22 protein-coding genes are annotated in these 22,606 nt (G+C 73.6%); 8 read left to right on the top strand and 14 right to left on the bottom strand.

Features of this window, described 5'->3' with window-relative positions; genetic code table 11:
* Positions 1–5: 5 nt before the first annotated feature.
* The 4 genes from BLV02_RS28605 to BLV02_RS28590 are packed head-to-tail and all read right to left on the bottom strand — an operon-like array spanning position 6 to position 4,192.
* Positions 6–899 (bottom strand): carbohydrate ABC transporter permease, encoded by an 894-nt coding sequence (locus BLV02_RS28605; RefSeq protein ID WP_069112634.1) that lies wholly within the window; start codon positions 897–899, stop codon positions 6–8.
* 11 nt (positions 900–910) lie between these two features.
* Complete coding sequence (locus BLV02_RS28600) at positions 911–1,861, bottom strand: carbohydrate ABC transporter permease (protein WP_074946769.1); 951 nt, start codon at positions 1,859–1,861, stop codon at positions 911–913.
* A 4-nt stretch (positions 1,862–1,865) separates the two neighbouring features.
* Entirely contained in the window at positions 1,866–3,146 is a 1,281-nt protein-coding gene (locus tag BLV02_RS28595) for a sugar ABC transporter substrate-binding protein (protein WP_069112632.1), read from the bottom strand.
* Positions 3,143–4,192 (bottom strand): LacI family DNA-binding transcriptional regulator, encoded by a 1,050-nt coding sequence (locus BLV02_RS28590; RefSeq protein ID WP_069112631.1) that lies wholly within the window; start codon positions 4,190–4,192, stop codon positions 3,143–3,145. Before BLV02_RS28590 ends, BLV02_RS28595 begins: the two co-directional genes overlap by 4 nt.
* A gap of 124 nt (positions 4,193–4,316) precedes the next feature.
* Between BLV02_RS28590 and BLV02_RS28585 the strand changes: the two genes are divergently transcribed.
* Entirely contained in the window at positions 4,317–5,570 is a 1,254-nt protein-coding gene (locus BLV02_RS28585) for a glycoside hydrolase family 15 protein (protein ID WP_069112630.1), read from the top strand.
* 87 nt (positions 5,571–5,657) lie between these two features.
* Here the strand turns inward: BLV02_RS28585 and BLV02_RS28580 are convergent, their stop codons facing one another.
* Together BLV02_RS28580 and BLV02_RS28575 are read right to left on the bottom strand one after the other, a co-directional pair.
* On the bottom strand, positions 5,658–6,278 hold the full coding sequence (locus tag BLV02_RS28580) for an AAA family ATPase (protein WP_069112629.1): 621 nt from the start codon (positions 6,276–6,278) through the stop codon (positions 5,658–5,660).
* A gap of 7 nt (positions 6,279–6,285) precedes the next feature.
* A complete protein-coding gene (locus BLV02_RS28575; protein ID WP_074946767.1) occupies positions 6,286–6,618 on the bottom strand; it encodes a TFIIB-type zinc ribbon-containing protein in 333 nt (110 codons plus the stop codon).
* Between the two features lie 93 nt (positions 6,619–6,711).
* Between BLV02_RS28575 and BLV02_RS28570 the strand changes: the two genes are divergently transcribed.
* Positions 6,712–7,830, top strand: a complete 1,119-nt coding sequence (locus tag BLV02_RS28570; RefSeq protein ID WP_069112627.1) for a hypothetical protein — start codon at positions 6,712–6,714, stop codon at positions 7,828–7,830.
* Between the two features lie 5 nt (positions 7,831–7,835).
* Positions 7,836–8,375, top strand: a complete 540-nt coding sequence (locus BLV02_RS28565) for a hypothetical protein (protein WP_074946765.1) — start codon at positions 7,836–7,838, stop codon at positions 8,373–8,375.
* Between the two features lie 36 nt (positions 8,376–8,411).
* Here the strand turns inward: BLV02_RS28565 and BLV02_RS37820 are convergent, their stop codons facing one another.
* Entirely contained in the window at positions 8,412–9,341 is a 930-nt protein-coding gene (locus tag BLV02_RS37820; protein ID WP_069112625.1) for an efflux RND transporter periplasmic adaptor subunit, read from the bottom strand.
* 79 nt (positions 9,342–9,420) lie between these two features.
* Between BLV02_RS37820 and BLV02_RS37815 the strand changes: the two genes are divergently transcribed.
* The 3 genes from BLV02_RS37815 (at position 9,421) to BLV02_RS38670 (ending at position 10,626) form a co-directional block, all read left to right on the top strand.
* Entirely contained in the window at positions 9,421–9,921 is a 501-nt protein-coding gene (locus BLV02_RS37815) for a hypothetical protein (RefSeq protein ID WP_245737787.1), read from the top strand.
* Between the two features lie 168 nt (positions 9,922–10,089).
* Positions 10,090–10,368 carry a hypothetical protein gene (locus BLV02_RS37810; protein ID WP_069112623.1) on the top strand — a complete coding sequence of 93 codons (279 nt, stop codon included), beginning with the start codon at positions 10,090–10,092 and terminating at the stop codon, positions 10,366–10,368.
* 6 nt (positions 10,369–10,374) lie between these two features.
* Positions 10,375–10,626, top strand: a complete 252-nt coding sequence (locus tag BLV02_RS38670; protein ID WP_069112622.1) for a hypothetical protein — start codon at positions 10,375–10,377, stop codon at positions 10,624–10,626.
* 135 nt (positions 10,627–10,761) lie between these two features.
* Here BLV02_RS38670 and BLV02_RS28555 read toward each other — a convergent pair whose 3' ends face one another.
* The 4 genes from BLV02_RS28555 to BLV02_RS28540 are packed head-to-tail and all read right to left on the bottom strand — an operon-like array spanning position 10,762 to position 14,868.
* Positions 10,762–11,694 carry a DUF5666 domain-containing protein gene (locus tag BLV02_RS28555; RefSeq protein WP_069112621.1) on the bottom strand — a complete coding sequence of 311 codons (933 nt, stop codon included), beginning with the start codon at positions 11,692–11,694 and terminating at the stop codon, positions 10,762–10,764.
* 23 nt (positions 11,695–11,717) lie between these two features.
* Positions 11,718–12,944 (bottom strand): ABC transporter permease, encoded by a 1,227-nt coding sequence (locus BLV02_RS28550; protein ID WP_069112620.1) that lies wholly within the window; start codon positions 12,942–12,944, stop codon positions 11,718–11,720.
* A complete protein-coding gene (locus BLV02_RS28545) occupies positions 12,941–13,633 on the bottom strand; it encodes an ABC transporter ATP-binding protein (RefSeq protein WP_069112619.1) in 693 nt (230 codons plus the stop codon). The genes BLV02_RS28550 and BLV02_RS28545 overlap by 4 nt, the downstream gene beginning before the upstream one ends.
* Positions 13,630–14,868 (bottom strand): efflux RND transporter periplasmic adaptor subunit, encoded by a 1,239-nt coding sequence (locus BLV02_RS28540; protein ID WP_216094328.1) that lies wholly within the window; start codon positions 14,866–14,868, stop codon positions 13,630–13,632. The genes BLV02_RS28545 and BLV02_RS28540 overlap by 4 nt, the downstream gene beginning before the upstream one ends.
* 130 nt (positions 14,869–14,998) lie before the next feature.
* Here BLV02_RS28540 and BLV02_RS28535 point away from each other — a divergent pair, with 130 nt between their 5' ends.
* Both BLV02_RS28535 and BLV02_RS28530 read left to right on the top strand, forming a co-directional pair.
* Positions 14,999–15,712, top strand: coding sequence for a response regulator transcription factor (locus tag BLV02_RS28535; protein ID WP_069112618.1), 714 nt, complete (start codon positions 14,999–15,001; stop codon positions 15,710–15,712).
* Complete coding sequence (locus tag BLV02_RS28530) at positions 15,709–17,208, top strand: sensor histidine kinase (protein WP_216094327.1); 1,500 nt, start codon at positions 15,709–15,711, stop codon at positions 17,206–17,208. Before BLV02_RS28535 ends, BLV02_RS28530 begins: the two co-directional genes overlap by 4 nt.
* On the opposite strand, the gene BLV02_RS28525 is transcribed toward BLV02_RS28530, so the two are convergent.
* The 3 genes from BLV02_RS28525 to mfd are packed head-to-tail and all read right to left on the bottom strand — an operon-like array spanning position 17,172 to position 22,349.
* A complete protein-coding gene (locus BLV02_RS28525; protein ID WP_069112617.1) occupies positions 17,172–18,071 on the bottom strand; it encodes a nucleoside triphosphate pyrophosphohydrolase in 900 nt (299 codons plus the stop codon). The genes BLV02_RS28530 and BLV02_RS28525 overlap by 37 nt on opposite strands.
* The gene (locus BLV02_RS28520; RefSeq protein ID WP_069112616.1) at positions 18,068–18,646 is read right to left on the bottom strand and encodes a SurA N-terminal domain-containing protein; all 579 of its coding nucleotides are present in this window, start codon (positions 18,644–18,646) and stop codon (positions 18,068–18,070) included. The genes BLV02_RS28525 and BLV02_RS28520 overlap by 4 nt, the downstream gene beginning before the upstream one ends.
* A gap of 55 nt (positions 18,647–18,701) precedes the next feature.
* A complete protein-coding gene (gene mfd, locus BLV02_RS28515) occupies positions 18,702–22,349 on the bottom strand; it encodes a transcription-repair coupling factor (protein ID WP_069112615.1) in 3,648 nt (1,215 codons plus the stop codon).
* Between the last annotated feature and the right edge of the window lie 257 nt (positions 22,350–22,606).

The following is a 22,606-nucleotide window of genomic DNA, read 5'->3' as shown; positions in this document are numbered from 1 at the left end:
GTGGATCACTTGATGCCGGTCATCGCGATGCCCTGGACGAAGTACCGCTGGACCGCGAGGAACAGCACGATCACCGGCACGACCACGACGACCGCCCCGGCCAGCAGCAGGCCGTACTGCGTCGCGTTCTGGCCGACGGAGTACAGCGCGAGCGCGACCGGCAGGGTGTACATGTCCTCCGTCTGCGCCACGACCAGCGGCCAGAGGAAGTTGTTCCACGAGCTGAGGAACGTCAGGATCCCCAGCGTCGCGAGCGCCGGCCCGGTCAGCGGCAGCATGACGCTCCAGAAGATGCGCAGCTCGCCGGCGCCGTCGACCCGCGCGGCCTGGATCAGCTCGTCCGGCAGCCCCAGGAAGTACTGCCGCATCAGGAACACGCCGAGCGGCCCGACCAGGTACGGCAGGATCAGCCCGGGGAAGGTGTTCGTCAGCCCCATGTTGCTGACCAGCACGAACAGCGGCACGAAGGTCACCATGCCGGGCACCATGAGCGTGCCGAGCACCAGCGCGAACACCACCCGCTTGCCGCGGAAGTCCAGCTTCGCCAGTGCGTAGCCGAGCATCGAGCCGAACACCAGGTTCCCCGCCGTCACCACGATCGCGACGATGGCGGAGTTCAGGAAGTAGGTCGGGAAGCGCAGCCGGTCGAACAGCTCGCGGTAGTTCTCCAGCGTGAACGTCTCCGGCAGCCAGGTCGGCGGGATCGACCGCACCTCGGCCTCGGGCTTCACCGACGACAGCACCATCCAGACGAACGGCAGCGCCATCGCCAGCACGCCGACGGTCAGCACGACGTACAGCCAGCGCGACGACGAGCGGCGCGAGCTCGCGGGTGCGCCGTCCTCCGGTGTCTCCGGCCGGACGTCGTCGGCGGCCGGCAGCGGGGTCTGCGTGGTCATCGGTCGCCTCCTCACGCCTTCGGCCGCAGCGCGCGGAACTGAATCGCCGTCAGCACCACGATCGCCACGAACAGCACGTAGCTGGCCGCCGCGGCGTACCCGTAGTTGCCGAAGCTGAACTGGTCGTAGATGTAGAACGAGACCGACCGGGTGGCGTTGAGCGGCCCGCCGTTGGTCATGACGAACGGTTCCTCGAAGAACTGCAGGTAGCCGATGCCGGTGATGACGGCGCCGAACAGCAACGTCGGGCGCAGCAGCGGCAGCGTCACGTGCCGGAACCGCTGCCAGCGCCCCGCGCCGTCGACCTCGGCCGCCTCCAGCAGCTCGCGCGGCACCGTCTGCAGCCCGGCCAGGAAGATCACCATCAGCGTGCCGAGGTTGCGCCAGGCGGCCATGACGATCAGCGACGGCAGCGCCAGCGACGGATCGCCCAGCCAGTCCGGCCCGCCGATGCCGACGGCGCCGAGCAGCTGGTTGACCGGCCCGGTGTCCGGCTGCAGCAGGAACCGCCAGACGACGGAGACGGCGACGATGCTGGTGACGACCGGCAGGTAGTAGCCGAGCCGGAAGAACGCCCGCAGCCGCGTGATGTTGTTCAGCCCGACCGCCGCGGCCAGCGCCAGCACCATCGTCAACGGCACGCCGACCAGCACGAAGATCGCCGTGTTCAGCGCGACCTTGCGGAACAGCGCGTCCTGGAACAGCGCCGTGTAGTTGTCGAACGCGGCGAGGTCGACGGCGAACGGCGAGCGCACGTCGGTGCTGCGCATGTCGGTGAAGCTCATGAGCAGCGACGCGAACACCGGACCGGCGGTGAACGCCGCGAACAGCAGCAGGAACGGCAGCGCGAGCAGCCAGGCGGTGCGGGACTGCCGCCGCTGCAGCAGGGTCCGGCGCCGGCCGGCCGGCGAGCCGCCCGCGGGGGTGGGGCGGCTCGCCGGAGCCGAGGTGGCGGTCGTCATCGGCCTACTGCAGCCCGGTCCCGATGGACGAGGCCTGCGACTGCATGTCGGCGACGGCGTCGGCGGGGCTCATCGCGCCGCGCACGGCCGCCTCGACGTCGCCGTCGATGACCGCGGCGACCTGCTCCCACGTCGGGACGGCCGGCGGCGCCTCGGTGCTCTCCAGCTGCTCACCGAAGACCGCGACCAGCGGGTCCTCCGTCAGCGGGCCGTCCTCCCAGGCGGCCGGCTTCGACGGCAGGTCGGTCAGCGTCTCGTACCAGCTCTGCTGCACCTCGACCTCGCTGAGGTACTCGATCAGCTTCCAGGCGCCGTCCTTGTTGTCGGAGTCGGTGAAGACGGCCAGGTTGCCGCCGCCGACGAACGACGTGCCGGGGCCCTCGTCCTTGCCGGGCAGCGGGACGACGGCGAAGTTGTCGGTCGCGCCGGCGTCGCGGACCAGGCCGATGTGCCACGGTCCGGAGATGAACGAGCCGATGGCGCCGTCGGCGAACATCTGCTCCAGCGCGCCCGGCTGCAGCACGGTGTCCTGCGACAGGCCCTCGGTGTAGTACGACGCGTAGTACTCCAGCGCCTCCGTCATCTCCGGGCTGTCCAGCGTGTACGCGTCGCCGTCGGTGAGCTGGGCGCCGTTCTGCCAGGCGAACGGCATGAACGTCTGCCACGAGCCACCCTGCCCCGGCTGCAGGTAGATGCCCTGCGCCGCGCCGGCCTGCTGCAGGCCCTGGGTGAACGCCTTGAGGTCGTCCCACGTCTGCGGCGGCTGCAACCCGGCGGAGTCGGCGAGGTCGGTGCGGTAGAACAGCGCGCGGGTCTCGACGTACCACGGGACGCCGTAGGAGGTGCCGTCGACGACGGTGGACGCCCACGGCCCGGGGAAGAAGTCGTTCTCGTCGAACAGGTCCGTCGGCGTCGGCTCGAGGCCGCCGGTCTGCGCGAACTCGCCCATCCACGTGGTGCCGATGAGGCTGACGTCGGGGGTCTCGCCGGCCGCGATGGCGGTGGCGATGCGGTCGTGCGCGCCCTCCCACGGGACCGGCGTCACCTCGACGGTGGCGTCGGGGTTGGCCTCCTCGAAGTCGGCCAGGAAGGCGCCGAGCTCCTCGCCCTCGGTGCCCATGGCCCAGACCTCGATGGTGCCGGTGGCCGGGCCATCGGTGAGGTCGGCGGACGGCGCCGCGTTGCCGTCGCCGGAGCCGCTGTCGTCGTCGCGTCCGCACGCGGTGAGCGCGAGGGCGGTCGCCGCGGCCAGGGCGGTCGCGGCGGTGATGTGTCGTCGACTCATCGATGAGCCTCCTTCGGATGCGGCCCGCAACTGCGGCGGACCACGAGCTGGGTGGTCAGGACGTCGTGACGTGGTTCGGAACGGTCTCCGCTGATCCGGGCGTCCAGCAGCCGGGCCGCCCGGGCCCCCATCTCGCGCATCGGCTGACGGACCGTCGTCAGCCCGGCGTAGCGCGCCGCCATGACGTCGTCCCACCCTGTGACGGCGACATCCCCCGGTACCTGGATCCCCTGTTCGGCCAGCGCGACGGTGAGGCCGAGCGCCAGCTCGTCGTTCGCGCACACGACGACGTCCGGCAGGTCGCCGGCGGTGAGCTCGGCGGCCACGCGGGCGCCGTCGTCCTCCTTGAACCCGGCCGGGATGGCCCGCTCCGGGACCTCCGCGCCGGCCTGCGCGAGCGCGCCGCGGAACCCGGCCCACCGCTCGGCGACGTCGGTGGAGTCGACCGGGTCGCCGAGGAACGCCATACGCCGGTGGCCGTGCGTCAGCAGATGGTCGACAACGGACGCGGCGGCGACGACGTTCTCGGTGCGGACGGAGTCGGCGCCGGCGATCTCGGTGCGCGCCATCAGCACGACGGGGACGCCGCGCTGGACGACCTCGGCGACGACGTCGTCGTGCACCGTCCGCCCGAACACCGCCAGCCCGTCGACCCGTCCGGCGAGGTCGAGCACCATCTCGTCGGCGGACTCTCGGTTCTGCGTGCTGAGGATGAGCACCGAGCGGCCCAGCGTCGCGGCGACCTCCTCGTAGCCCAGCACGACCTCGGCGTAGAACGGGCCGGAGAGGTCGGGGAAGACGATGCCGTTGGCGGCGTGCCGCCGCTCGGCCAGCGACCGGCCGAGCTGGCTGGGCGTGAAGCGCAGCTCCTCGATGGCGGCGTCGACGCGTTCGCGGGTGGCCGGGTGGACGAGGTCGCTGCCGCGAAGGGCGCGCGAGACCGTCGCCACCGACACGCCCGCATGCCGCGCCACGTCGCGGATCGTCACCGTGGCGCGGCCGGCCGTGCGGCGTCGCTGGGGGCTCTTCGGCTCCGCGTCTTCCATCGTCGGTCGCTCCTTTGGTACCGGTTACATAAACCGGTTACATCGGCTACATTCGGGCATCATGGCCGAGCCTGTCAACCCATTGTCTGTAGCCGAGGTTCCTGACCTGCGACGACTCGCTCAGGTGAGTGTCGAGCTGATCGCCGGCGCACAGGACCCGTCCGGCGCCTATCCCGCGGCGGTCGGCTTCGCGCCGTACGGCTTCTGCTGGTTCCGCGACGGCGCGTTCATCGCCGAGGGGATGAGCCGGGCCGGCGCCGTCGAGTCGGCCACGGCCTTCCACGAGTGGTGCGCGCGGGTGCTCGAGCGCGAGGCGCCGGCCGTCGAGTCGCTGGTGGCGCGGGTGGCGGCCGGCTCGCAGCCGTCGGACGCCGAACTGCTGCCCGCCCGCTACACCCTGGCCGGCGACCGTCACGACGACGACTGGTGGAACTACCAGGTCGACGGCTACGGGACGTGGCTGTGGGCGCTGCGGTCGCACCTGACCCGGTGGAACCTATCCCTGACGCCGTACGCCGCCGCGGCCGAGGTCGCCGTCCGCTACCTCGTCGCCGTCGGGTCCCGGCCGTGCCGCGACTGGTGGGAGGAGCACCGCGACCACACCCACGTCTCCACCCTGGCCTCGGTCTACGGCGGCCTCCGCGCCGCCGCGGCGCTCGGGGTGCTGCCGTCCGCCGCCTCGGCGGCGGCGGACGAGATCTCGGCGCTGGTCACCCGCTCGGGCACGTTCGAGGGCGCGCTGCGCAAGTGGCTCGGCTCCACCGCGGTCGACGCCAGTCTGGTGGTGGCCGGGGTGCCGTTCGGGCTGGTCCCGCCCGGCGGCCCGGTCGACCGTGCGACGGTCGGCCGCATCACCGCCGAGCTGTCCGCCCCAGCCGGGCCGGCCTCCCCGGACGTCGCCACGCCAGCCGCCTCCGACCCGCCCACCCCAGCCGGCCCAGCCACCCAGCACGCCGCCACACCAGCCACCACCGGCCCGGCCCCAGGCAGCCAGCACGCCACCCCAGGTGCCACCACCGGCCCCGCGTCAGCCACCCCAAGCGCCGCCACACCAGCCACCACCGGCCCCACCCCGGGCGGCGTGCACCGCTACGTCGGCGACACCTTCTACGGCGGCGGCCAGTGGCCGATCCTGGCCGCCTTCCTCGGCTGGCACCACGCCGTCGCCGGGTCGCGGGAGCGGGCCGCCGAGCTACTGCGCTGGATCGCCTCGACCGCCGACTCGTCCGGGTCGCTGCCGGAGCAGGTGCCGCCGCTGCTGGCGCCGGACCGGCTGGCCGAGTGGACCGATCGGTGGGGGCCGAACGCCCGGCCGCTGCTGTGGTCACACGGCATGTATCTCGTACTGGCATCAAGTCTTGACGTGATCAACAGTTGACTTGATCGCTTGATCCCCGTCCACCATTGACGACTCAACCGTGACGGCTCCACCCAGACGGCCGTCGCGAGACGTCGGCGGCAGCCGTCAGGCGCGCTCGTCCAGCCAGCGCGCCACCGCGCGCGCCGTCTCGTCGACCGGCACGTCGGTGGTGTCGAGCAGTGTCATCGGCGGGTCCATGGTGGCCGCGGTGGCGTCGATCCACGCGGCGTAGTCGAGCATCTCGGCAATGCGCGGCTCGTCCCACTCCCGCCACTTCGGCCGGCCCCGCAGCCGCGCGGCGAGTACGTCCGGGTCACAGGTCAGGCAGAGGTAGTCGATGCGCTCGAACAGGGCGCGCTCCGGCAGCGGCTCGAGCTCCGGCGGCACGACCGTCCCGCACAGCACGACCGGCCGGCGGCTCTGGTGGATCATCGCGGCCATCCGCAGCCACGTCGACCGGAACGGCCGGTGCTCCGCGCCGTCGTCACGCAGGCCGGCCACCCACAGCACGTCCTGTTCCAGGACGACGAACCGGTCGGCCAGCTCGGTCGCGAGCAGCCGTTGCACCGTCGACTTGCCGGTGCCGCTGGGGCCGGTCACGCAGAACAGCGGGAGGCGGAGGAACGGCCACCGGTGGCCGCAGTGGGCGCACCGGATGACCGCCTCCGGCTCGACCTGCGGGCGGTCGGCGCGTTCGCCGCAACGCTCGCAGATCAGCAGATTCACGCGTGCGTCAGTCGAAGAGCTGGTCGAGGAAGCTCTTGCGCCGCTTCTTGCCGTAGCCGTACGGGCTGGGCGAGTCGTCGTAGCCGCGGCCGCGGCCGTACGGTGCCGGGCTGTCGCGGTACGGCTGCTGACGGGGCTGCTGGTACGGCTGCTGCGGCGGGGGCGCCTGGCGGCCGTAGTCCAGCGGCGGGGGCGGCGCGTTGAACTGCTCCTCGGCGGCGACGATCTGCTCGAGTTCGCCCTTGTCGAGGAAGATGCCCTTGCAGTTGTCGCACTGCTCGACGTGCACGCCCAAACGGTCATACGTCTTCATCTGACCGCTGCACTTCGGACAGGTCACGGAGGTTCCCTTCGTCGTTGTCTGGTGTCAACGCTACCGGTGGTCGCCCGGGTTCCGGCTGCATTGGGGTAAGGCAGCCGGTACCGTGCCAGGGTGACGCAGTCCGCGGCGCCGCCGCCTACCCGCGGCGCCGTCCGTTCCGCTGTCGAGGCCATCCTGCGCACCTGCGCCGACCTCGAGCGGCGGGCGGACGAGGTGGCCGAGCAGTCCAGGGCGCGGGCCGCGCAGGTCACCGGCGAGGTCGCCCGGGCCCGGTCCGCCGCCCTCACCGCCCAGATCGAGGCGCTCACCCACCAGCTCGACGCCGACCTGCGCGACCGCCTCTCCGACCTGCGCCGCCCGTACGTGACGGAGATCCACGCGCTGCTCGCCCTGCTGGCGCCCTGGCACGGGCTCGCCCCGCTCCCCCCACTGCCGCCGTCGCCGGCCGGTGGCGACCTCAGCGACCACTTCCCCGCCGGCTTCGCCCGCATCTACGTCGCCGACCTCCTGACCGGCGTCGACGGCAGCACGAGCCTCGGCCGCGAGCCCGCCGCCGCGACGACAGCTCCCTCGGCCGGCGACCTCGCCGTCGCCCTCGCGGCCACCCGTCGTGCTTTCGCGCAGGAGTACGCGGACGAAGGCATGCGGCTCATCGAGGACGCCACCTGCCATGCGGTGCAACGGCACGGCGCGCATCTCTCCGACGGCGCTCACCTCGCGCGGCTGATCTGGTTGAAGGACCCGTCCGGCGAGTACGGCTGGCAGGTCCTGCCGACCGGCGCCGTCGCCACCGCGCACCGCTGCGGACCGGTGGCCGGCGGTTTCACGTCGCCAGAAGCGCTGGTCAAGCCGATCGAAGCCGTGCTCGAACGCGCGCACACCCAGGGTGGCTTGGACGCATTCCTCACCCGCGCGGCGGGCGACGCGACGAGGATCGGGATCCATGTGAGCGCCGACCAGGCGGGGCTCACGCCGGGCGACGCCGCCGGATACCGTGGCGCGGGCATCGGCACGAAGGAGACCCGGATGGATTGGTCGGCCGCGCGGCTGTACGGCCTGGATCAGGGCCGCGAGACGGTCTTCGCGCAGGCCTTCGATCCGATCGCCCGCGGCGCGGACCCCGGCGCGACCCTGGCGTTCAAGAAGGCCGGCGGCACCTGGCACCTGGTCACCTGCTTCCCGGTCGACGTTCCGGGACCGACGAACGAACGCCTGGAGGATCTCGAGTGACCCCGATGAGCAGCAACTTCCGTCAGTTCTTCGGCAGCGGGTTCGGCATGGCCGACGACGTTCCCGACTTCTACGTCGAGGCCTGCGAAGAAGCGCCGTCGAGGCTGGCCGCCCGCGCCAACGAGACCTACCGCGCGTTCCGCGACGAGTTCGCCCGCCACCTCAGCGAGTCGTCGTACCCGCCGCACAGCGCCGGCGAGTCCCAATGGACCACCGACGAGTGGCTGCGCAACGTCTGGTACGACGCGTTCGGGCCGGAGCCCGCTCCTGATGACCCGTACCCCGTGCCGGCGGAGCAGTGGGGGCGACGGCGGATCACCGACTACATGGTGCACGCGGTCCGGCGCACACCCGAGCTCAGCTCGCCGGGGGCGCCGGCGTGGCTGGAGGCGCGCGGCCTGACGTTCGCGGACGTCGCGGCGGGGGTGGAGTGGTCGGCGACCGCGGGGGGCGTCGCGTTCCGGCCGGCGCCGGAGGGGTGGCTGGAACGGCTGAACGACCTCACCGCCCGGGGCCTGCGCGCGGAGCAGCCGGGCGAGCGGTAGCGCCGCTCGCCCGGCCGGTCCGAGCCCAGACCCGCGTCAGCCGAACCCGGGCGGTGGTCCGCCGAAGCCGCCGGTGAAGTCGCCGCCGCGGATGGGACCGCCGCCGGTGGGGCCGGCGTCAGACGTGGGCAGGTCGGCGCCGAGGTCGGCGAGGACGACGAGGTCGCCGGCGGAGAGGCCGTCGAGGATCTCGGTGCGCTCGGAGCCGACGACGCCGAGGGTGACCGGGGTGGTCTCGACCTCGCCGCCGGTCAGGACCCGGACCGTGCCGCCGTCAGCGGTCAGCGTGATCGCCGAGTTCGGCACCGTCAGCACCTCCGTCGCCTCGCCGAGCAGGAACGACACGTCCGCCGAGGCGCCACCAGCGGCGTTCGCCGGCGGCTCCGCGACACCGACGACGACGGGGTAGCGAGCGCTGCCGGACGACGTGTCGGGGATGAGGCCGATCGACACCACCTCGCCGCTCACGGACTCCGCCGTGCCCGCCGCCCGCACCTTTGCCGCCGTCCCGACGGCGAGGCTGCGCAGCTCGCTCTCCGACACCTCGGCCGTGACGGTGATAGCTCCGGGCGCGACGACCGTGATGGTGGCGCTGGAGTCGGCCGCCGCGCCTGTGGTGACGTCGACGGCGGCCACGGTCCCGGCGATCGGCGCGACGATCGTCGCCGCGGCGAGCGCATGCTCGGCCTCCAGCACCCGCAGCTCCGCCTCGCTCACGGCCGCCTGGTCCTCGGCCAGCTGGGCGGCGTCGGACAACGCGCTCGCCCCGCCCGGCCCCTGCTCCCCCTCCGAGGGCGAGGGGGTTGACGGCGGCTCTTCCTGCGAGGTGTCCGGCTCCTCCTGCGGGGCGTCCGGCTCCTCGGCCGCCGCGAGCAGCTCTGCCAGCGCGGTGATCGCCTCCTGCAGCGCCTGCTGATCCGCCGCCGCTCGCTGCTGCGCCTCCTGCGCCGCCTGCAGCGCCGCCACGCACGGCTCGAGGTCCGGCCCCGGCGGCTCCGACGGCGTGGGCGTTGGGGAGGTGGTGGGGCTTGGGGTCGGGGTCTCCGTGGGTGACCCGGTCGGCGATTCCGTGGGCGACGGCGACGAGGTGGGCGGCGAGGTGGGAGTCGCGGTGAGGGCGGACGGGGACGACGAGGGCGACTCGGTGGTCGACCCCGTGGGCGAGATGGACGAGATGGCAGACGGCGGGGAGGCCGTGGTGAGGCCGGCCGCGGACGTAGCGGACGGCGACTGCGTCGGAGCCGCGGTGACGGCGGACCCGACCGGCGAGAACGACGACGTGGGCGACGGCGGGGAAGTCGTGATGAGGCCGGCCACGGACGTGGCGGACGGCGACAGCGTCGGAGCCGCGGTGACGGCGGACCCGACCGGCGAGAACGACGACGTGGGCGACGGCGGGGAAGTCGTGATGAGGCCGGCCACGGACGTAACGGACGGCGACGGCGGGGGGCTCGTGGTGGACGTAGTCGAGGCGGCGTCGGTCATCGCGGTCTCGCAGGCCTGCTGCTGCGCCTCGAGCGCTGCCGCGGCCGCGGCGAGACTCTGAGTAGCGGCCTCCTGTGCCGCCAGCACCGCCTGCTGCAACGCAGTCAACTGCCCGGCGTCACCGCCAGTCGTACCGCCAGATCCGGGCGACCCGCCGGGCCCGGGCCCTTCGCCCGCCAGCCGCGCCGAGGCCGGCACGACCAACGCGGCCGTCGACGCCGATGCCGACGTGGACGTTGATGCCGACGTGGACGCTGACGTTGACTCCGACCCCGAGGTGGGGGCCGGCGTGAACTTCGATCCGGACGATGTCGCCGACCCCGACGTTGACCCCGACGTTGACGCCAACGTTGACACCGACCCGGAGGCTGACGCCGACGTTGATCTTGATGCCGACGTTGACTGCGACGTTGATGTTGACGCCGAGGTTGACGCCCGCGCTGAGGTTGATGCAGACGTTGACGCCGATGCAGAGGTTGACGCGGATGTGGAGACCGAGTCGGCCTGAGCGTCGATGGTCGCCTCCAAGGCGGCCTCGGCCTGGGCCAGCTCGGCCTGGGCGTCGGCGAGAGCGGCGGCGAGGTCGGTGGTGTCGAGCGCGGCCAGTTGCTGCCCCACCGTCACCGTGTCGCCGACAGCCACGTCGACCGACGCGACGGTGCCGGAGGTGGCGAAGGCGGCCGCTGCGGACGACGCGGCCTCGACGGTGCCGGTGGTGTCGAGGGTCTGCGCGACCGACGCGGTCTCGGCGGCGGCGGTCCGGTAGGACGGCTCCTCCCCGGCCACCGCGACGGCCCAGACGCCGGCCGCGCCGCCCGCGACGATCACCGTCAACCCGCAGGCCACCAGCAGGCGCGCCCGGCGCCGGCGCCGCGGCCGACGGTGCAAGGTGAACGCCGCGTCAGACACCGAGGCCACCCCCGCCCGGCCGCTGGCACTCGCCGTCGACGGCGGGTGAGACGGCGATGGTCGTCGCGGTGATGGCGCCGGTCGAGTCGGCCTCGCCGGCCGCGACGACGCAGGCGCTCACGGCCAGCGCCTCGGGTCCGGCGGGCGCCTCAGTCGTCCACGTCGTGGCGGCCGAGGTGGTGACGGTGACGACGCTGGGCTCGGGCTCCGCGGTCGGCGAGTCGCGGCCGGGCCGGAGGACCTCCACGGTGAACGTGTCGCCCGAGACCTCGGTGACGGCGCCGGCCGTCGGCGGGGCGAACGCGGCGCCGTCGCCGGGCTGGGACGGACGCTCGGTCGGCGCGCCATCCGGCGGCGGCCCGGACGGACGGCCGCCCTCACCGAACCCGTCGCCCGGCTGGGACGGACGCTCGGTCGGCGCGCCATCCGGCGGCGGCCCGGTCGGCCGGCCGCCCTCACCGAACCCGTCACCCGGCCCGCCGGATCCGTCCGGCCCGCCGAACCCGCCCAACCCACCCAGCCCACCGCACGACCCGTCCTCGCCCGGCTGGGTGACGGCGACGCCGGTCGCGGTCACCGAGGTCGCCTCGGGGCCGCCGTCCTCGGACGTCACGACGACGCAGGCGCCGGCGGCGAGGTCCGCCGCCGACCCGGCCACCGTCGCCGTGATCACGGTGGCGTCGGTGTAGGTGACCGCCACCTGCCCGGACGCGCCCTGGACCTGCAGCGTCGTCCCGTCGATGGCGGCCACCACGCCGGCTGCGCCGGGGCGGGAGACCGACGGCGCGTCACCGCCGTCCGCCGACGCCTCGAGCGAGGTCTCCGGTTCCTCGCCGGACGAGCCGCAGCCGCTCGCGACGGCAACGGCGGCGACGAGGACGAGCGACAGCGGCGCGCGCCGATGGCGCCGAACGGTCGTGATCATGCGTGGGCTCCAGGGAGAGTGGGTCATTCGCTGCGCAGGGCATCGATGGGGGCGAGCCGGGCGGCCCGCCCGGCGGGGTAGACGCCGAAACCGACGCCAACCGCGAGCGCCATCGCGACAGAACCGGCCATCGCCACCAGCGAGACCTCGACCGGCTGGCCGATGAACCGGGGCAGCAGCTCGGCGCCGAGCACGCCGAGGCCCGCGCCGAGCAGCCCGCCGGCCAGTCCGAGGACGGACGCCTCCAGCAGGAACTGCCGCCTGATCACGGCCGGCGTGGCGCCGAGCGCCTTGCGCAGCCCGATCTCGCGGATCCGCTCGGTGACGGAGACGAGCATGATGTTCATGACGCCGATACCGCCGACGACCAGCGAGATGCCGGCGATCCCGGCCAGCAGGATGGTCAGCGTCCGGTCGGTCTCGGTGGCGGTGTCCAGCAGCGACTCCTGCGTGGAGATGGTGTAGTCGGGCTCGTCCTGGCCGGTCAGCCCGTGCGCGGTGGCCAGCGCCGCGTCGACCTCCTGGTAGGCGGCGGACAGCTGCCCGGCCGACGCCGCCTCCACGTAGATCGTCGAGACCGACGTGGAACCGGCGGCCAGCCGGGTCGCCGCCGTCGTCGACGGCACCAACGCGAGGTCGTCCTCGTCCCCCGACGACGACGAGCCGACCGAGTCCAGCACGCCGACGACGGTGAAGGCGGCGCCGCCTGCCAGCACCGTCTGCCCGACCGGGTCGGCCGGCCCGAACAGCTCGCTCGCGGTGTCCGGGCCCAGCACCATGACCGCGGCCTCGTTCTCCAGGTCCTGGTCTGTGAGGAACCGGCCCGAGGTGAGGCTCCGGTTGCGCACGTCCAGCCAGGCCGGGGTGGTGCCGTTGACGGTGCTGGTCCAGTTGGTGCTGCCGGCCGTGAGCGACTGCGGGCCGCCGCTGACCGGGGCGACGGCGGCGACGTCCGGTGCGACCACGTCCGACGCCAGCACCTCGGCGTCGTCCATGGTGAGGGTGGTGGCCGAGCCGCTGCCGCCGCGCAGGCCGGACGCGTCGGTCGTGCTGCCGGGCGTGACGATGAGCAGGTTGCTGCCGAGGGCGCTGATCTGCGCCCTGACCTCGGCCTGGGCGCCCTGCCCGAAGCCGATGGTGAGGATCACCGAGGCGATGCCGATGAGGATGCCGACGACGGTGAGCAGCGAACGCAGCCGGTGCGTGCGGACCGCCTCCCAGCCGGTGCGCAGCGTGTCGAGCCAGTTCATCGGCGCACCGCCGCGGTGGCCTGCAGTTCGCCGTCGTGGATGCGCAGCACCCGCTGCGCCTCGGCGGCGACCTCCTCCTCGTGCGTGATCAGCACGATCGTGCGGCCCTGGTCGTGCAGGTCGTCGAAGAGCGCGAGCACCTCGCGGGTGGAGCTGGAATCGAGGTTGCCGGTCGGCTCGTCGGCCAGGATCAGCGCAGGGTCGGTGACCAGCGCCCGGGCGATCGCGACCCGCTGCTGCTGGCCACCGGACAGCTCGGACGGCCGGTGGTCCACCCGGTCGGCGAGGCCGACGCGGTCCAGCGCAGCCAGCGCCCGGCGCCGCCGTTCGTCGCCCGGAACGCCGGCGTAGGCCAGCGGCAGCTCGACGTTGCGCAGCGCCGTCAGGTGCGCCAGCAGGTTGAACTGCTGGAACACGAAGCCGATGAGCCGGTTGCGGATCTCCGCCAGCTCCTCCTCCGACAGCTCGCCGACGTCGACGCCGACCAGCCGGTAGCTGCCGGACGACGGCGTGTCCAGGCAGCCGAGGATGTGCATGAGCGTCGACTTGCCGGAGCCGGACGGGCCCATGATCGCGACATACTCGCCTTCGCCGATGCCGAGGTCGATGCCGCGCAGGGCGTCGACGTGCAGCGTTCCGGTCTGGTACCACTTGCGGACGGCGTCGAGCCGCAGCACCACGTCGCTCACCCCTGTCCCCCGCCCCGGACGCCGCCGCCCGGCAACCCACCGCCGGGGAACCCGCCGCCGCCGGGGAACTCCCCTCCCGGGAACTCACCGCCCGGGAACCGGCCGCCCGGTGGTTCGCCGATGTCGCCCTCACCGTCGCCGCCGCGACCGGCCGGGAGCGGCACGACGACCTCGTCGCCGGCCTCGATCCCGCTGACGATCTCGGTCTGGGCGCCGAAGGCGGTGCCGATCTCGACCGGCGTCTCGACGTGCGACCCGTCGTCGGCCACGACGGTGACGGTGGTGGCGCCGTCGGTGGTGGTGACGGCGGCGCTCGGCACGGTGAGCACGTCGGCGTGCTGCTCGACGATGATCGACACGTCGGCACTGCCACCGGCGTAGACGCCCTCGACGGCACCGGTGACCGCGATCTCCACCGGGAACGTGGCGCTGCCCGAGCCGGTGTCGGTGGCCACCAGGCCGACCGAGCTGACCGTCCCGTACACGACGTCGCCACCGTCCGACGGCGTCAGCTCGGCCTGCAGCCCCTGCTGCAGCCGGGCGAGGTCGGCGCTGCCGACGCTGGTCTCGACGACGAACGCGTCGGTCGTGATGACGGTGATCTGCGCGCCGCCCGACGCCGACGAAGACGACGACGAGGACGAAGCGGACGCCGACGGATCGCCGCCCCCGCTCGACGACGACCCGCCGCCGGCCTCGTCGCCCACGGCGACGTCCACCGAGGCGACCGTCCCGGCGATGGTCGAGGTCAGGGTGGCGTCGGCCAGTGCCTCCTCGGCCTGCGCCACCCGCGACTCCGCCGCCGCGACCGACGCCTCGTCGGCGGCCAGTTGGGTGTCGCTCGCGTCGGCGTCGGTGTCGGAGTCCAGCCGCTCCCGCGCCGCGTCGAGCGTCGCCTCGGCCGCGTCCAGCTCGGCCTCCAGCGTCTCCGTGCCGACGGTGGCCAGCGCCTGACCGGCCGTGACGACGTCGCCCTCGGCCACGTCGACGGAGAGCACCTCGCCGCCGACGGCGAACGACAGCTCCGCGGTCTGGGCCGGCTGGAAGGTGCCGGTGCTGGTCACGGTCTCCTCGTAGGTGCCGACGGTGGCCTCGGCGGTGGTGGTCGACGACGTGGCAGCCGGGTCGTCCTGACTCACGGCCCACGCCGCGCCGGCGACGGCGACCCCGACGGCCGTCGTCGCCAGCAGAACTGTCGCCCGTCGCGCTCGACGGGACTTCGGTAGCAACCGCACCCGGGACACGATGGTGGATCTTCCTGGCACCGCCCTGGGACGAACCTGGCAACCGCCTGTGAACGAGATTCACAGCGAACTCCCAGCTTGCTGCCAGGGTGCTCTCAGGCCGGACCGGCATCGTGCGGCCATGGCCGCACGCGAACCGGACGGGCGCCTCGTCGTCGTGGACGACGAGCCGAACATCGTCGAGCTGCTCGCCGCCAGCCTGCGCTACGCGGGCTTCGAGGTGACGACGGCGCGCAGCGGCCGCCAGGCGCTCGACATCGTCCTCGCCGAGCGGCCCGACCTCGTGGTGCTGGACGTGCTGATGCCCGACCTCGACGGCTTCGCGGTGGTGCGCCAGCTGCGCAGCCACCAGGTGGACGTACCGGTGCTGTTCCTCACCGCGAAGGACGCCGGCGACGACCGCGTCATGGGGCTGACCATCGGCGCCGACGACTACGTGACCAAGCCGTTCAGCCTGGAGGAGGTGGTGGCCCGGATCCGGGCCATCCTGCGCCGCTCCCGCGGCCGCCCCCTCGGCGAGGCGGCCGCCCGGCTGTCCTACGCCGACCTCGAGCTGGACGACGACCGGCACGAGGTGCGCAAGGCCGGCCGGTCCGTGGACCTCTCGCCGACGGAGTTCAAGCTGCTGCGCTACTTCCTGGCCAACCAGGGCCGCGTGCTCAGCAAGGCGCAGATCCTCGACCACGTCTGGTCCTACGACTTCGGCGGCGACGCCGGCGTCGTCGAGTCCTACATGTCCTACCTGCGCCGCAAGCTGGACCGGGACACGCCGAAACTGCTGCACACGGTGCGCGGCGTCGGCTACGTCCTGCGGCTGCCGCGCGACAGCCCGTGAGGACGCGGCTGGCCCGGGCGTGGCGGGCCCGGCGCGACCGCACACCGCTGCGTACCCAGCTGCTGCTGGTCGTCGTCGCGCTGGCCGCGGTGACGGTGCTGGTCACGAGCGTCGTGGCGGCGGCCGTGCTGCGCGGCTACCTGATGGAGCGCGCCGACGACCAGCTGCGGCAGGCGGCCGGCCCGTTCGTCGGGCCGGCCCGGCCGGGGTTGCCCGACGCCGACGCGCGCCCGTTCCGGCCGATCGGCAACTACAGCGTGACGATCTTCGCGTCGGACGGCACCCCGGTCTGGAGCACCGACGACGCGACGACCGAGCGGCCGGGGCCGGACCTCGACCCCGAGTCGGTGCCTGAGGCGGCCGGGTCGCTGCTCACCGTCGACGCCGTCGAGGGCAGCAGGACCTGGCGGGTACTGGTGCTGCCGCGGGACGACGGCGGGTTCGTCGCGGTCAGCCGCCCGCTGAACGACATCACGGCGACGGTGAACCGGCTGCTGCTGATCGACGGTGTCGTGGCGGTGTTCGCGCTGGCGGTGCTGGCCGGCCTGGCCAGGTGGACGGTGCGCACCCGGCTGCGGCCGCTGGAGGAGGTCGAGCACACCGCGGAGGCGATCGCGGCCGGCGACCTGAGCCGCCGCGTCCCGCCGCGGGACCCGCGTACCGAGGTCGGCGGGCTGTCGGCGGCACTGAACGCGATGCTCGGCCAGATCGAGACGGCGTTCCTCGCCCGCCGGGTCTCCGAACGCGAGGCGCGCGAGTCCGAGCAGCGGATGCGCCGGTTCATCGCCGACGCCAGCCACGAGCTGCGCACGCCGCTCACGTCGATCCGCGGCTTCGCCGAGCTGTACCGGCAGGGCGTGGTGCACGAGGAGCCGGAGGTGCGCGGGCTGCTGCGCCGGGTCGAGGACGAGGCGGCCCGGATGGGGTTGCTCGTCGACGACCTGCTGCTGCTGGCGCGGCTGGACCAGCAGCCGGTGCTCACCCGGGCGCCGGTGGACCTGATCGAGATCGTCGTCGAGTCCGTCCTGCAGGCCCGGCTGGTCGCCCGCGACCACGACCTGCGGCTGCACGTCGGCGCCCGGCCGGTCCCGGCCGTGATCGGCGACACGCTCCGGCTGCGCCAGGTGGTCGACAACCTGGTCCGCAACGCGACCGTCCACACCCCGCCGGGCACGGTCGTCGACGTGTCGGTCGGCGACACGGGAGCGGGCTGGGCCGTGCTGGAGGTCCGCGACGACGGGCCCGGCCTGACCCGTGCGGACGCCGCGCACGTGTTCGAGCGCTTCTACCGCGCCGACCCGTCGAGGTCGCGGGCCGACGAGGCCCGGCACAGCGGCAGCGGGCTCGGTCTGTCCATCGTCGCCGCGCTGGTGGAGGCGCACGGCGGACGGGTCGAGCTGCGGTCCGCGCCGGGCGAGGGCGCGACGTTCCGGGTGCTGCTCCCGCCGGCCGGCGAGGCTCAGCCGGCCTCGGCGGCCCTGACGGCGGCGACGTAGCGACGCGCGGCGTCGCGCAGCGCCTGTTCGGGATCGATGCCGCGGTCGCGGGCGGCCGCGGCCAGCGCGAACAGCGCGTCGCCGACGTCGTCCGCGGTCTGCGGCGCGGTGCCGGGCCACGAGGGCGCGGCGACCGGCACGCCGGCCTTCTCGACCCGGTGCACCAGCTTCGCGGCCAGCGACAGCGCCGGCTGGGCGAGCGGCACGCCGTCGACGGCGGACGTGCGGTTCTTCTCCTCGCGCTTCAGCCGTTCCCACCGCTCGCCGACGTCGGAGGCCGTCGACGCCTCGACGTCGCCGAAGACGTGCGGGTGGCGGCGGATCAGCTTCGCCGTGATGCCGGCCGCGACGTCGTCGATGCCCCACGGCCCGGACGGCCGCTCCTCGGCCAAGCGGGAGTGGAAGAGCACCTGCAGCAGCAGGTCGCCCAGCTCCTCGCGCAGGTCGTCGTCGTCGCCCGACTCGATCGCCTCGAGCGTCTCGTACGTCTCTTCCAGCAGGTAGGTGGCCAGGCTGCGGTGGGTCTGCTCGGCGTCCCACGGGCAGCCGCCGGGCGAGCGGAGGCGGTCCATGACGGCGACGAGGTCGAGCAGCCGGGCGCCGGGGAGGTCCTCGGACCCGACGATGACCCGGGCGTCCGGGAACGCCGCGCCGTCGTCGCCTGGCGGCAGCAGCCACACGGCGGCGCCGTCCGGCGGGGACGCGGCCACGGTGACCGGGACCCCGGCCGCCCGCAGCGGCGCGACCTGCGGGTGCGCGTCGTCGCCGACGTACACCGGGCCCGCACGCAGCGCATCCCACGCGGCGGCGGAGAGCAGCCCGGCAGCGACCCGCGGGCTGGTGGCGAGCAGGACCAGGGTCACGAAGCCGATTCGGAGATCGAGCCGGTGTCGGCGCTCACCGCGAGGTCGTCACCCCAGGCGCCGTAACGCGGGTTGACCTCGACGTTCAGCTGGTCGCTGAGGTCGGCGAGGGTCTGCGTGAGCCCGGCGTTGTCGGCGCCGGTCTCGTCGGCGTAGGCCTGCGCGATGAGCTGGTCGGCGACGCCGGCCCGGAACGCCTTCTCGGTGTAGCCGGCCTGCGCCAGCGCCGCGTCGATGTCGCCGCCCGGCGCCTGCGCCGAGATCTCCTCGATGGCGTCGTCGATGTCGGCCTCGCTGACCTGGAGGTCCTCGTCGGCCGCCAGTCGCAGGAAGATCTCGTGCTGGATGTGCCGGGTCAGGACGGTGCGCTGGAACGCGGGCATGCCACCGGCCGCCTGGACGTCGAAGCCCTCGAGCTTCTCGGCGTGCTCGACCTCGTTCTGCAGGTCGTCGACGGTGAAGCGGTCGCCGTCGATGACGACGGCCGCGCCGATCTGCTCGGAGTCGCACGCCGTCAGCGCGACGGCGCTGGCCGCGGCGAGGGACGCGATGACGAGGCGGCGGATGGTCGACACGGTGATCCTCTTCGTAGGTTCGGCCTGCAGCGGGTGGACGCTACCCGGGCGCATCTTATCCAGCATGGGTTCCGGCCCGGTCGGGCTGGTGGGCGATGACGTCGTCGACCACGGTCTTGGCCCAGGCCAGCAGCTCGACGCCGCGCAGCTGCGGCCCGCCGATCTGGGCCGGCCGCGGCCGGGGCACCAGCATCGTCCCGACGGCGTCCTTGACCAGTGACTTCGGGTACAGGCGGCCGAGCCGGACCCGCTGCCAGTCGGCCAGCTCGACGTGCGCGAACCGGATGTAGGTGCCCTGGACGGTGACCTCGGACAGCCCCGCACGCCGGACGTGCGCCCGGAACCGGGCCACGGCCAGCAGGTTCTCGACCGGCTCGGGCGGCGCGCCGTAGCGGTCGACCAGCTCCTCGAGGACGGCGTCGACGGCGTCGTCATTCAAAGCCTCGGACAGCCGCCGGTACGCCTCGAGCCGCAGCCGCTCGCTGGCGACGTAGTCGTGCGGGATGTGCGCGTCGACCGGCAGCTCGATGCGGACCTCGGGCATGGCCTCGGCGCCGTCGCCGCGGTACTCCGACACCGCCTCGCCGACCAGCCGCACGTAAAGGTCGAAGCCGACGTCGGCGATGTGGCCGGACTGCTCGCCGCCGAGCAGGTTGCCGGCGCCGCGGATCTCGAGGTCCTTCATCGCGACCTGCATGCCGGCGCCGAGGTCGGAGTGCTGCGCGATGGTGGCCAGCCGCTCGTGCGCCTCCTCGGTCAGCGGCGTCTCGCGCGGGTAGAAGAAGTAGGCGTACGCGCGCTCGCGCCCACGGCCCACGCGGCCGCGCAGCTGGTGCAGTTGCGACAGGCCGAGCCGCTCGGACCGGTCGACGACGAGCGTGTTGGCGTTGGAGATGTCGAGGCCGGTCTCGACGATGGTCGTGCACACCAGCACGTCGACCTCGCGCTGCCAGAACGCGTTGATGACCTGCTCCAGCGCGTGCTCGCCCATCTGGCCGTGCGCCGTGGCGACCCGCGCCTCGGGCACCAGCTCGCGCAGCCGAGCCGCGACCTTCTCGATGGTCTCGACCCGGTTGTGCACGAAGAACGCCTGGCCGTCGCGCATCAGCTCGCGCCGGATGGCCGCGCCGACCTGCTTCTCGTCGTACCCGCCGACGTAGGTGAGCACGGGGTGCCGCTCTTCCGGCGGGGTGGTGATGACGCTCATGTCGCGGATGCCGGTGATGGACATCTCCAGCGTGCGCGGGATCGGCGTGGCCGACATCGTCAGCACGTCGACGTTGGCCCGCAGGTGCTTGAGCTTCTCTTTGTGCTCGACGCCGAAGCGCTGCTCCTCGTCGACGATGAGCAGGCCGAGATCCTTGAACCGGACGTCGCCGGTGATGAGCCGGTGGGTGCCGATGACGACGTCGACGCTGCCGTCGAGCAGCCCTTCGATCGTGTCGGCGGCCTCGGAGTCGGACTGGAACCGCGACAGCGCCCGGATGGTGACCGGGAACGGCGCGAACCGCTCGGAGAACGTGGCGAGGTGCTGACCCACCAGCAGCGTCGTCGGCACCAGCACGCCGACCTGCTTGCCGTCCTGCACGGCCTTGAACGCCGCCCGCACCGCGATCTCGGTCTTGCCGTAGCCGACGTCGCCCGCGATGACGCGGTCCATCGGGATCTCGCGCTCCATGTCGTGCTTGACCTCGTCGATGGTCGACAGCTGGTCGGCGGTCTCGACGTAGGGGAACGCGTCCTCGAGCTCGCGCTGCCACGGGGTGTCCTGGCCGAACGCGTGGCCGGGCGCGGCCTGGCGGGCGGCGTAGAGCTTGATCAGCTCGGCGGCGATCTCCTTGACCGCCTTGCGGGCGCGGCCCTTGCGCTTGGCCCAGTCGCTGCCGCCGATGCGGTCGAGGTGCGGTGCGTCACCGCCGACGTACTTGGTGACCTGCTCGAGCTGGTCGGTCGGGACGTACAGGCGGTCGGCCGGCTGGCCGCGCTTGGACGGCGCATACTCGACGACGAGGTACTCGCGGGTGGCGCCCTGCACCGTGCGGCTGGTCATCTCGACGTAGCGGCCGACGCCGTGCTGGTCGTGGACGATGTAGTCGCCGGGCTTGAGCTGGAGGGGGTCGACCTGGTTGCGGCGCCGGCTGGGCATGCGGGTGGTGCCCTTGGTGGACACCCGCTGGCCGGTGAGGTCGTCCTCCGTCAGCACCGCCAGGGCGGCGGCGGTGGCGATGAAACCGTGCTTGAGCGCGCCCGTGGTGACGAGGACGACGCCCGGTTGCGGCACGTCGGCGACGTCCTGGACGTAGCGCGCCGGGACCTCGGACTCGCCGAGCACCTCGACGACCCGCTCGGCGGTGCCGTGGCCGCCAGTGACGAGGACGGCGCGGCCGCCGGTGGCCAGCCAGCCGGAGAGGTCGGCGACGGCGCGCTTGGTGTCGCCGCGGTACGTCTCGGCCGGGCGGACGTCGACCTCGCGGGTGTCGACGGCGCCGGCCGTCACCATGTCGTCGCCGAGGTTCACCTCGTACAGGTCGGCGTCGAGGTCGGCAGGCGCCGCGGGCGCGTCGTCGCCGTCGCCGCCGAGGCCGAACGAGCTGAGGCTCCACCAGGGCAGCCCCTGGCGGATCGCCTGCGCCCGCACGTCGCCGAGCGTGTGGTAGGCCGCCGCGCCGAGGTCGATCGGGGCGGTGCCGCCGCCGGCCGCCGCGGCCCACGACGCGTCGAGGAACTCCTGGCTGGTGGCGACCATGTCGTGCGCCCGGGTGCGGACCCGCTCGGGGTCGCAGACCAGCACGTGGGTGCCCGCCGGCAGCAGGTCGATCAGCATCTCCATGCGGTCGACCAGCACCGGCGCCAGCGACTCCATGCCCTCGACGGCGATGCCGGCGGCGATCTTCTCCAGCATCTCGCCCAGCTCGGGGTGGTCGTGCGCGAGGGCGGCCGCCCGCCGCCGGACGTCGTCGGTGAGCAGCAGCTCTCGGCACGGCGGCGCCCACAGCCCGTTCTCTGCGACGTCGGTGGAGCGCTGGTCGGCGACGGTGAAGTAGCGGACCTCCTCGACGGTGTCGCCCCAGAAGTCGACCCGCAGCGGGTGCTCCTCGGTCGGCGGGAACACGTCGACGATGCCGCCGCGCACCGCGAACTCGCCGCGTCGCTCCACGAGGTCGACGCGGACGTACGCGGCGGCGGCCAGCTGCTCGACGACGGAGTCGAGGCTGACGTCGTCGCCGGGCTTCAACGCGACCGGGCGGAGGTCGGCCAGCCCCGCGACCTGCGGCTGCAGCACGCTGCGCACCGGCGCGACGACCACGCGGACCGGCCCGCCGGACTCGTCGGCGGGGTGCACCAGCCGGCGCAGCACCGCCAGCCGCCGGCCGACGGTGTCGCTGCGCGGCGACAGGCGCTCGTGCGGCAGCGTCTCCCACGCCGGGTACTCGACCACCGACTCGGGCGGCAGCAGGCAGCGCAGCTCGGTGGCGAGGTCTTCGGCCTCGCGCCCCGTCGCGGTGACCGCGAGCACCGTCCGTCCCGCCCCCACACCGTCGGCGTCGGCGGCGATGGCGCCGGCCACGAACGGGCGCAGCGCCGGCGGCGCGGTGAGGTCGAGCGCGGTGACCGCACCCGTGCGCGCGTCGGCGACGGCCGAGCGCAGCGTGGGGTCGCCGTCGTCGCCGAGCAGGGCGGACAGCAGGCCGCTGAGAGACATCGGTAGACCTTCCGGGCACGCAGACGTGCCCCCGAAACCTGGTGGAGTGGGGGTCGTCTACGAGCTTACGACGTTCCCCCGACAGAGTCGCCGTCCCTCGGCGGCCGGACCTGGGCAGTGCCGTTCTCGCGTGTTGACGGGGGCGCCAACTCTTGGCGCCCCTGTCAACAGCCGGCCACGACCCCGGCCACGTCCCGCCAGGCCCCCCGGCTCGGCAGTCCCGGCCGCGGCCAAGAGTCGATCGGCGGCCGGACCTG

Source organism: Jiangella alba (assembly GCF_900106035.1).
GTDB classification, from domain to species: Bacteria; Actinomycetota; Actinomycetes; order Jiangellales; family Jiangellaceae; genus Jiangella; species Jiangella alba.
The sequence above is the reverse complement of the archived record's forward strand: the minus strand, read 5'-3'. Positions and strand labels throughout refer to the sequence as shown.